At 62.5% G+C, this 10234-nt stretch carries 10 protein-coding genes; 8 read left to right on the top strand and 2 right to left on the bottom strand.

Translation table 11 applies throughout. The annotated features are described in order from the left end of the window. On the top strand, window positions 1–257 hold a 257-nt coding region (locus tag C9E81_RS17560; protein ID WP_279432721.1), incomplete at its 5' end, for a formyltransferase family protein. A gap of 100 nt (window positions 258–357) precedes the next feature. On the opposite strand, the gene C9E81_RS17555 is transcribed toward C9E81_RS17560, so the two are convergent. Then, a complete protein-coding gene (locus tag C9E81_RS17555) occupies window positions 358–1680 on the bottom strand; it encodes an MFS transporter (RefSeq protein ID WP_122113649.1) in 1323 nt (440 codons plus the stop codon). A 230-nt stretch (window positions 1681–1910) separates the two neighbouring features. Here C9E81_RS17555 and cyoA point away from each other — a divergent pair, with 230 nt between their 5' ends. Genes cyoA through C9E81_RS17530 form a run of 5 tightly spaced genes read left to right on the top strand, consistent with a single transcriptional unit; the run spans window position 1911 to window position 6818 of the window. Next, window positions 1911–3113, top strand: a complete 1203-nt coding sequence (cyoA, locus tag C9E81_RS17550) for a ubiquinol oxidase subunit II (protein ID WP_122113648.1) — start codon at window positions 1911–1913, stop codon at window positions 3111–3113. A 13-nt stretch (window positions 3114–3126) separates the two neighbouring features. Further along, window positions 3127–5130 (top strand): cytochrome o ubiquinol oxidase subunit I, encoded by a 2004-nt coding sequence (cyoB, locus tag C9E81_RS17545; RefSeq protein WP_122113647.1) that lies wholly within the window; start codon window positions 3127–3129, stop codon window positions 5128–5130. Window positions 5131–5134: 4 nt separating this feature from the next. Beyond that, window positions 5135–5740, top strand: a complete 606-nt coding sequence (gene cyoC / locus C9E81_RS17540) for a cytochrome o ubiquinol oxidase subunit III (RefSeq protein WP_122113646.1) — start codon at window positions 5135–5137, stop codon at window positions 5738–5740. Further along, on the top strand, window positions 5740–6108 hold the full coding sequence (gene cyoD / locus C9E81_RS17535) for a cytochrome o ubiquinol oxidase subunit IV (protein ID WP_122113645.1): 369 nt from the start codon (window positions 5740–5742) through the stop codon (window positions 6106–6108). The genes cyoC and cyoD overlap by 1 nt, the downstream gene beginning before the upstream one ends. Next, entirely contained in the window at window positions 6105–6818 is a 714-nt protein-coding gene (locus C9E81_RS17530) for an SURF1 family protein (protein WP_243698708.1), read from the top strand. Before cyoD ends, C9E81_RS17530 begins: the two co-directional genes overlap by 4 nt. Here C9E81_RS17530 and C9E81_RS17525 read toward each other — a convergent pair. Next, window positions 6787–7716 (bottom strand): LysR family transcriptional regulator, encoded by a 930-nt coding sequence (locus C9E81_RS17525; RefSeq protein ID WP_122113644.1) that lies wholly within the window; start codon window positions 7714–7716, stop codon window positions 6787–6789. The two genes, C9E81_RS17530 and C9E81_RS17525, sit on opposite strands and share 32 nt — an antisense overlap. Window positions 7717–7832: 116 nt before the next feature. Between C9E81_RS17525 and C9E81_RS17520 the strand changes: the two genes are divergently transcribed. Both C9E81_RS17520 and C9E81_RS17515 read left to right on the top strand, forming a co-directional pair. Then, a complete protein-coding gene (locus C9E81_RS17520; protein ID WP_122113643.1) occupies window positions 7833–9032 on the top strand; it encodes an acyl-CoA dehydrogenase in 1200 nt (399 codons plus the stop codon). Window position 9033: 1 nt separating this feature from the next. Continuing rightward, the gene (locus C9E81_RS17515; protein ID WP_122113642.1) at window positions 9034–10188 is read left to right on the top strand and encodes a CaiB/BaiF CoA transferase family protein; all 1155 of its coding nucleotides are present in this window, start codon (window positions 9034–9036) and stop codon (window positions 10186–10188) included. Window positions 10189–10234 lie beyond the last annotated feature (46 nt).

The raw sequence follows: 10234 nt of genomic DNA, 5'->3' as shown, positions 1-10234 counted from the left end.
GGGTGAAGCTGATCGGGGCGACCTCGCATTACGTGACGGCCGATCTGGACGAGGGTCCGATCATCGAGCAGGACATCATCCGCGTGACGCATGGGCAGTCACCCGAGGATTACGTCAGCCTTGGCCGCGACGTCGAAAGCCAGGTTCTGGCACGCGCCATTCATGCGCATATCCACCGCCGGGTTTTCCTGAACGGCAACAAGACGGTGGTATTCCCGGCTTCACCCGGTTCCTTCGCCTCCGAACGGATGGGATGAACCTCGCGCGGCCGGTATTTCCACCTCCGCCGAGGGGTGGAGCATCGTCCGACGCAGCGTCGCGGCGTTTTTGCCGCGGCGCCCATGCATTGGCGATAGATCAGGATTTGCCGAATTCCAGCCTGCGCGCAAGCCATAGGGCCAGGAAGGTGCATATCGCGCCCGACAGCAGGTAAAGCCCGGAGGCAGGCAACCCGCCCCATGCCGACAGGGCCAGCGCGGCCAGAGGCGCGAAACCCGCCCCGAACAGCCATGCCAGATCCGAGACAATGGCCGAGCCGGTATAACGGCGCCGCCTCTCGAACAGTGAGGCGACCGCACCGGAGGACTGACCGAAATTCAGCCCCAATATGACAAAACCCATAATCATGTAGATCGCTTCACCCAGATCCCCCTGCGCCAGGAGCAGCGGTGCAAGGATGGCGTAGCCTGCGATATAGACCGCACCCTGAAACAGGAATTTCCGGTGCCCCATGCGATCGGCAAGGAAACCCGAGAAGATGATCGACACCACGCCGAAAACCGCGGCAAGGGATTCGATCAGCAGAAAGCGGGTCAGACTTTCATCGGTGTAAAGAAAGACCCAGGACAGTGGAAACACGGTGACCATGTGGAACAGCGCAAAGGTCGCCAAAGGCACGAATGCGCCGACCAGAATCGTCATGCCGTCATTGGCGACCGCCTCACGCAGAGTCGAAGGCTCCAGTTCGCGGGCCTTGAACATGCGCTCATATTCCGGTGTGACCACTATTCGCAGGCGGGCAAACAACGCCACCACGTTGATCGCGAATGCCACAAAGAACGGGTAGCGCCAGCCCCAGTCAAGGAAATCCTCTTGCGACAGCTGGGCAACGAGATAGGCGAAAAGCAGGCTGGCCACGATCAGGCCAAGCGGCGCGCCAAGCTGCGGCACCATGGTGTAGAAACCCCTCCGCCGCTCCGGAGCGGTCACCGCAAGCAGCGAGGGCAACCCGTCCCAAGCGCCGCCAAGCGCCACGCCCTGCCCGATTCGCAGGATGCACAGCACCACGATCGCCGCAGCACCGATATTCTCATAAGACGGCACCAGCCCCATCGCCACGGTCGAACTTCCCAGCAAAAGCAAGGCGATGGTCAGCTTGACACCCTTGCCGTAATTGCGGTCGATCGCGGTGAAGATCGCCGTTCCGAGGGGCCGGGCGAGAAACGCAAGCGCAAAGATCGCGAACGACCATAGCGTCGCCTGCAACGGTTCCTCGAACGGAAAGTAGCGCAACGGGAATACGATGACCGAAGCGATCGCAAAGACGAAGAAATCGAAGAATTCCGATGTCCGTCCTATGATCACCCCAACGGCGATGTCCGAGGGCGACACGGGATGCGGCGCGGTCGGCGCCCCCTCTGGTGAATTGCGAAAAGCCTCGGTCACTGATGCATCGCTCATGTCTTACGGTTTCCTTCATCGCTCCGGCGACGGCCCTGTTCGCGCGGAATCGGCGGCAAGCATGCTATGCAGGTCCAATCCTGACCTGTTATGCAGGACTTCTAGCCATGAAACAGCGTCGAGTTGTATGTGTCAAATTGTCCGATACCGCCCGAAGAACGCAGGGACTAGAAGATGCGCCGATCCCGATAGCGATCCGCTTCCCTCATGACGAGAGGACTCAGAACCCCATGCCCAGACTTTCAGGACCCGCCAGGCTTGCCGTATTTGCTTTCGCCGCCGCGATACTTTCGGGCTGCAAGGCCGTCGTGCTCTCTCCGGCAGGCGATATCGCGGAACGGCAGAAGGATCTGCTGCTGGCCGCGACCGGGCTGATGCTGATCATCATCATTCCGGTCATGGCCCTGACCGTGTTCTTCGCATGGAAATACCGGGCGTCGAAAAAGGCCGCCTACAACCCGGATTGGGACCATTCGACCAAGTTCGAGCTGGTGATCTGGGCCGCGCCGCTGCTGATCATCATCTGCCTGGGCGCCCTGACCTGGGTCGGGACGCATCTGCTGGATCCCTATCGCCCACTGGACCGGCTCAGCGCCACCGAGGAGATCGCCGGGGATCATGAGCCGCTGGAGGTGCAGGTGGTCGCGCTGGACTGGAAATGGCTGTTCATCTATCCCGAACAGGGCGTCGCCTCGGTCAACGAGCTGGCAGTCCCGGTCAACCGCGAGATCGAATTCAGCCTGACATCCTCTTCGGTGATGAACGCCTTCTATATCCCGGCGATGGCGGGGATGATCTATGCCATGCCGGGAATGGAGACCAAGCTGCACGGCGTGTTCAACAATGCCGGCAGCTACCAGGGGCTTGCCTCGCATTATTCGGGCTGGGGCTTTTCGGGCATGCGCTTCAAGACCCATGCCACGGATCAGGCCGGTTTCGAGGAATGGCTGGCCAAGGCCCGCGAAGCAGGCGGCGAATTGAGCCGGGAGGAATATCTGGAGCTTGAAGCGCCCAGTCAGAACGTCCCGCCCCGCAGCTATGCCGAGGTGGACCCGGAACTGTTCAACCGCGTGGTGAACCTGTGCGTGGAGCCGGGCAAGATGTGCATGGCCGAAATGATGGCTATCGATGACCGGGGCGGGTTGGGTATGGAAGGCACTGTCAATATCCAGGCACTGACCCATGACAAGCATGTGCGCCGCGGCTCGGGCGAACCGGTGCTGGGCAAGACGCCCTTCATGGTCTCGTCCATCTGCACGCCGCAGGACACCGCCCTGATGCTGGCCGATCTCGACGAGGAACCGGCCAGGCGCGCCGACCGGACCCCGATGCGCGGCCGTGCCTTGCCCGTGCCCACCGGGATCTTCGAGCGGCTGAACGCGCCGGTGATCCGCGATGCCCGGACCATCAGCACCCCAGAACAGAAACTTTGAACGGATATTCGCGATGGCCATCCCTGCCAATGTCGAGACCACCTTCCTGCTTGGCCGCCTGAACTGGGATGCGATTCCCAGGGAACCCATCGTGCTCGCTACCTTCGCGGTCGTGGCGGTCGGGGGCATCGCCTTGCTCGCGGCTCTGACCCGATACCGGCTCTGGGGATATCTGTGGCACGAATGGTTCACCTCGGTCGATCACAAGAAGATCGGGATCATGTATATGGTGCTCGGCCTGATCATGTTCGTTCGCGGCTTCGCCGACGCCATTATGATGCGGCTGCAGCAGGCGATGGCCTTCAACGGCTCCGAAGGTTACCTGAACGCGCATCACTACGACCAGATTTTCACCGCCCATGGCGTGATCATGATCTTCTTCGTGGCGATGCCCTTCGTCACTGGGCTGATGAACTATATCGTGCCACTGCAGATCGGCGCGCGCGACGTGTCCTTTCCCTTTCTCAACAATTTCTCGTTCTGGATGACCGTGGGCGGCGCGGTGATCGTGATGGCCTCGCTTTTCGTGGGCGAGTTCGCACAGACCGGCTGGCTGGCCTTTCCGCCGCTTTCAGGACTGTCCTACAGCCCCTGGGTCGGCGTCGATTACTATATCTGGGGCCTGCAGGTCGCGGGCGTCGGCACGACATTGTCGGGGATCAACCTGCTGGTGACGATCCTCAAGATGCGCGCACCGGGCATGACCATGATGCGGATGCCCGTGTTCACCTGGACATCCTTTTGCACCAATATCCTGATCGTCGCCTCTTTCCCGGTGCTGACCGCGACCCTCGTGCTGTTGACGCTTGACCGTTACGTCGGCACCAATTTCTTCACCAATGACCTTGGCGGCAATTCGATGATGTATATCAACCTCATCTGGATTTGGGGCCATCCGGAAGTCTATATCCTGATCCTGCCGCTCTTCGGGGTCTTTTCCGAGGTCACCTCGACCTTCTCGGGCAAGAAGCTGTTCGGCTATACCTCGATGGTCTATGCGACGGTCTGCATCACCATCCTCAGCTATGTCGTCTGGCTGCACCACTTCTTTACCATGGGATCGGGCGCCTCGGTGAATTCCTTCTTCGGGATCACCACGATGATCATCTCGATCCCGACCGGCGCCAAGATCTTCAACTGGCTGTTCACCATGTATCAGGGGCGGCTGCGCTTCGAGCTGCCGCTGATGTGGACCATCGCCTTCATGCTGACCTTCGTTGTCGGCGGCATGACCGGGGTGCTGCTGGCCGTTCCGCCGGCGGATTTCGTGCTGCACAACTCGCTGTTCCTGGTGGCGCATTTCCATAACGTGATCATCGGCGGGGTGCTGTTCGGTATCTTCGCGGCAATCAATTTCTGGTGGCCCAAGGCCTTCGGCTACAAGCTGGATGTGTTCTGGGGCAAGGTGTCCTTCTGGTTCTGGGTCATCGGTTTCTGGGTCGCCTTCATGCCGCTGTATATCCTCGGCCTGATGGGCGTGACCCGGCGCATGCGCGTCTTCGACGATCCGGGGCTGCAGATCTGGTTCGTCATCGCGGGCTTTGGCGCAGTCCTGATCGCCTGCGGCATCGCAGCGATGTTCATCCAGTTCGGCGTCTCGATCTGGCGGCGGGAACGCAACCGCGATCTGACCGGGGATCCGTGGGACGGACGAACCCTGGAATGGGCGACATCCTCGCCTCCCGCAGCCTATAATTTCGCCTTCACGCCGGTGGTGCGCGGGCTGGACGCATGGGCCGAGATCAAGGCGCATGGCGCCGCCCGTCCCGATGCCCCCTCGCTGCCCATCCACATGCCGCGCAATACCGGGGCGGGGGTCATCCTCGCGGCACTTTCGACCGTCTGCGGCATGGCGCTGGTCTGGTATATCTGGTGGCTGGCGGCGCTGTCCTTTGTCGCGCTGGTAGCGGCGGCCATCGCGCATACGTTCAACTACGACCGCGATTACCACATTCCCGCCGATGAGGTGCAGCGCACCGAGGAAACCCGATCGCGCCTTCTGGCACAGGGAGCCTGAACAGATGAGCATGACCACTCAAGATTTCTGGCAGACCGAGCCGCATCACCACGAGGAAGGCGCCTCGACCAATATCGGTTTCTGGGTCTACCTGATGAGCGATTGCCTGATGTTCGCGGTCCTCTTCGCGACATTCGGCGTGCTGCACGGCAACTATGCCGCAGGCCCCGGCCCCAAGGACCTGTTCGACCTGGAATTGGTCGCAGTGAACACGGCAATGCTGCTGCTGTCCTCGATCACCTATGGTTTCGCGATGCTGGCAATGGCGCAGGACAACCGGGCCGGAACGCTGCGCTGGCTGGGGATCACGCTGGTCTTCGGCCTGTGTTTCCTGGGCATCGAGCTTTACGAGTTCCGCCACATGATCCACGAGGGTGCGGGACCGCAGCGCTCAGCCTTTCTCTCTGCCTTCTTCACGCTGGTCGGCACGCATGGACTGCATGTCACTTTCGGTTCGATCTGGCTGGTGACGCTGATGGTGCAGGTCTCGAAACACGGGCTGATTGCCGCGAACCGGCGGCGGTTGATGTGCCTAAGCCTGTTCTGGCATTTCCTCGACGTGATCTGGATCGGGGTATTCACGCTTGTCTATCTGCTGGGGATGATCTGATGTCGGCACATACGCATCACGAAGACAACCACGACCACGGCAGCTACCGCAGCTATATCACCGGCTTCCTGCTGTCGGTGGTCCTGACCGCGATTCCCTTCGGGCTGGTCATGGCCGGAGGGTTCGAAAGCCGCCTGCTGACCGTCGGCGTGGTGGTCGGCTGCGCGATCGTGCAGGTCCTGGTTCACATGGTGTATTTCCTGCATATGAACAGCCGCGCGGAAGAGGGCTGGACGCTGCTTTCGACCCTGTTCACCGTCATCATCGTGGTCATCATGATCGCGGGTTCGCTGTGGGTCATGTATCACCTGAATACCAACATGATGCCGCAGATGAACCACGACCTGCTGCCGGAGCAGTTGCGGTGACATCCGCCACGCCCCATCGCCGGAAAGCCCTGACCGGGCTTCTGGTGCTGACGCTCGTCGTCGTGCTGATGGGGCTTGGCATCTGGCAGGTCCAGCGCCTTGGCTGGAAAACCGGCCTGATCGCCCGGGTCGAGGAACGTCTTGCCGCCCCGGTTGTCGAGGCTCCCGCCCCGCCCGGCTGGCCCGATCTGAATACGCGCGAGGACGAATATAGCCGCGTCACCGTGACCGGCGCCTATCTGCCGGAGAGCGAGGCGCTGGTTAAGGCGGTCACCGAATACGGCGCCGGTTTCTGGGTCATGTCACCGCTGCGCACGCTCGAAGGCTGGACCGTCTGGATCAATCGCGGCTTCGTTCCGCAGGAGCGAAGCGCCGAGCCGAACCGCCCCCTGCCTGTCGGACAACAGCAGGTCACCGGTCTCTTGCGCATGAGTCAGCCCGGCGGCGCCTTCCTGCGAAGCAACAATCCCGCTGCCGACCGCTGGTTTTCGCGCGATACCGGGGCGCTTGCCCTTTCGCGCGACATCGGCGAGGCCGCCCCCTATTTCATCGACGCGGCCCGCAATGACGAAAGCGAGCTTCCGATCGGCGGATTGACGGTGGTCAGATTTCGCAACCCCCATCTGGGCTATGCGCTGACCTGGTTCGCGCTGGCAGCGGGGCTGGCCATCGCCAGTTTCATCCTTCTGCGCCGGGAATGGCGTCGCTGAATTCATCCGCGATCCGGGCGGTGATCCAGCCCCGGAACGCCTCCAGCGGCTTCAGCCCCTGCCGGGCCGCAGGCCAAGCCAGCCAGTAGGCTCCTGTTCCGGGCACCGCCGTCCGCAGGATCGGCCGCAAGCGACCCTCGGCGATCTCGATCCGGGCAAGGTAATCCGGCAACAGCGCCACCCCCAGCCCCGAAATCGCCGCCTGTATCATCATCGAGAACTGATCCATCAGCATCCCGTTGCGGATCGGCGGCGCCCCGGCCCCCTGCCCTGCGAACCAGTCCGCCCATGCGCTCAGCCGGGTCTCGAGTTGCAGCAGCACGAGGTCATGCAGATCCTCGGCCCGTGCCACAGGGTGCTGGCGCAGGAATTCGGGCGAGGCACAGGCCGTGACGCGCTCATCGAACAGCTTGACATGCACCGCGCCCGGCCAGTCGTCATGACCGAAATAGATCACCGCGTCGAACCGTTCGGCATCGAAGCTGAAGGCCTTGAAGCGCGTCGCCAGGTTGATCGACACTCCCGGGTTGGCCGACAGGAATGCCGGCAGCCGGGGGGCGAGCCAGCGGGTGGCAAAGGTTGGCAGAACCGCCAGATCAAGACTGCCGCCATCGGGATTGGCGATCAGCGACATGCTGGAGCGTTGGATCTGGTCCAGCGCCTGCGAGATCTCGCGGAAATAGCGATGCGCGGCCTCGGTGGGAACCAGCCGTTTGCGGTGGCGGATGAACAGCGGCTGCCCCAGTTGCGCCTCCAGCGATTGCACCAGGCGGCTGACCGTGCTTTGCGTCAGGCTCAGGTCCTGCGCCGCGCCGGTCACCGATCCGTTGCGCATTACCGCGTCAAAGGCCATCAGCAGACTGAGATTGGGAAGAAAGCGCCGTTGCCGCAACTTCATTCATTCCATGCATGAACTGATGCGGATTATCCGATTTCCGGGCGGCTTGCAAAGCGTTATCTGTTGCCGCCAGAATATCAGGCGCGGCAAGCTGCCGCCCAAGAGGGAGAATTCCGATGTCCACCAAATCGCATAAGGGTGCGCCCTTCTCGTGGTCCGATCCGTTCCTGCTGGATGAGCAACTGACCGAGGAAGAGCGGATGATCCGCGATTCTGCCGCCGCCTTCGCGGCGGAAAGCCTCGCGCCGCGCGTGCAGGACGCCTACATGAACGAGCATACCGACCCGGAAATCTTCCGCGAAATGGGTGCGGCGGGCATGCTGGGCGTGACGGTGGCCGAGGAATATGGCGGCGTCGGCGCGTCCTACGTGTCCTATGGCCTCGTCGCCCGCGAGATCGAGAGGATCGATTCCGGTTATCGTTCGATGGCCTCGGTGCAGTCCTCGCTGGTGATGTTCCCGATCGAGGCCTATGGCAGCGAAGAGCAGAAACAGAAATACCTGCCCAAGCTGGCCAGCGGCGAATATATCGGTTGCTTCGGCCTGACCGAACCCGATGCGGGGTCGGACCCCGCCGGAATGCGGACTCGCGCGGTCAAGACCGATGGCGGCTACCGGCTGACCGGCTCCAAGATGTGGATTTCGAACGCGCCGATCGCGGATGTCTTCGTTGTCTGGGCAAAATCCGAAGCGCATGGCGGCAAGGTCCGTGGCTTCGTGCTGGAAAAGGGTATGAAGGGCCTCTCCGCGCCCAAGATCGAGGGCAAGCTGTCCCTGCGCGCCTCGATCACCGGCGAGATCGTCATGGATAATGTCGAGGTCGGCGAGGACGCTCTCCTGCCCAATATCGAGGGCATGGGCGGTCCCTTCGGCTGTCTCAACCGGGCCCGCTACGGCATCAGTTGGGGCGCGATGGGCGCAGCCGAGGATTGCTGGTTCCGCGCCCGCCAATACGGGCTGGACCGGCACCAGTTCAACCGCCCGCTGGCTGCTACTCAGCTTTGGCAGAAGAAGCTGGCCGACATGCAGACCGAGATCGCCCTTGGCCTGCAAGCCAGCCTGCGCGTGGGCCGGCTGTTCGACGAAGGCAAGTTCGCGCCCGAGATGATCTCGATCGTCAAGCGCAACAATTGCGGCAAGGCGCTGGATATCGCCCGCATGGCCCGCGACATGCATGGCGGCAACGGCATCCAGATCGAATATCACGTGATGCGCCACGCCCAGAACCTGGAAACGGTGAACACTTACGAGGGCACGCATGACGTTCATGCGCTGATCCTTGGCCGTGCGCAAACCGGTCTGCAGGCATTCGGTTGAAATGTCCGACGCACCGCTGAAGGGGCTGAAGGTCGTCGAACTGGCCCGGATTCTCGCCGGGCCATGGCTCGGCCAGACATTGGCCGATCTGGGCGCCGAGGTGATCAAGGTCGAGGCCCCCGAGGGCGACGACACCCGCCGATGGGGCCCGCCCTTCATCGACCGTCCCCGCGCCGATGGCACCACCGAAAGGGTCGCCGCCTATTTCCACGCCGCCAATCGCGGCAAGCGCTCGGTCACCTGCGATTTCAAGAATCCCGACGATCTGGAACGGCTCAAGCGGTTGATCGACAGTGCCGATGTGGTGATCGAGAATTTCAAGCTGGGCGGCTTGCGCCGTTTCGGCCTGGATTATGACAGCCTCGCTGCGCGCAATCCGCGTCTCGTCTATGCCTCGATCACCGGTTTCGGACAGGACGGGCCGCGCGCAGCACAGCCGGGCTATGATTTCCTGATCCAGGGCATGAGCGGCATCATGGACCTGACCGGCGAACCGGGAGGAGAGCCGCAAAAGGTCGGCGTCGCCTGGATCGACATCTTCACCGGCCTCTATGGTGTCATTGCAGTGCAGGCAACGCTGACCGAGCGCGAAAGCTCGGGGCGCGGTCAACAGATCGACCTGTCGCTGCTTGATTGCGGCGTGGCGGTGCTGGCCAACCAGGCCACGAATTACCTGCTGGGTGGGGCCGTGCCGCATCGGCTTGGGAATGCCCATCCAAATATCGTGCCTTACCAGTTGTTTCCGGCATCAGACGGTCATGCGATCATCGCCTGCGGAAACGACCGGCAATTCGCCGCCCTGTGCCGCGCGCTGGAGCTGCCGTCCCTGCCCGAGGATCCCGATTACGCGACCAACCCCGCCCGCGTGGCCAACCGGGCGCGCCTGACCCCGCTGCTTGCACAGGCCACGGAACGCTTCACCCGCTCCGAACTGATCTCGATGCTGGAAAGGGCCGGTGTTCCCGCCGGGCCGGTGAATGACGTGGCCGAGGCTCTGGCCGACCCGCAGATCAAGGCGCGCGGGTTGCAGGTCACTCCCGAAGGCATCCCCGGCCTGCGCAGCCCGATCCGCTTTTCACGCAGCGATACCGTGGCCGAACGCGCCTCCCCCGCATTGGGGGAAGGAGACTGGGCGTTCAGCGGAGAGGGCGAATAACGGCTTGCAGCATGGGGTCCGGTCAGGCGACACTGGGGCAACAGAT

It is taken from the genome of Paracoccus alkanivorans (assembly GCF_003697785.1).
GTDB lineage: Bacteria > Pseudomonadota > Alphaproteobacteria > Rhodobacterales > Rhodobacteraceae > Paracoccus > Paracoccus alkanivorans.
Note: the sequence above shows the minus strand (reverse complement) of the source record. Positions and strands in the feature narration are given on the sequence as shown.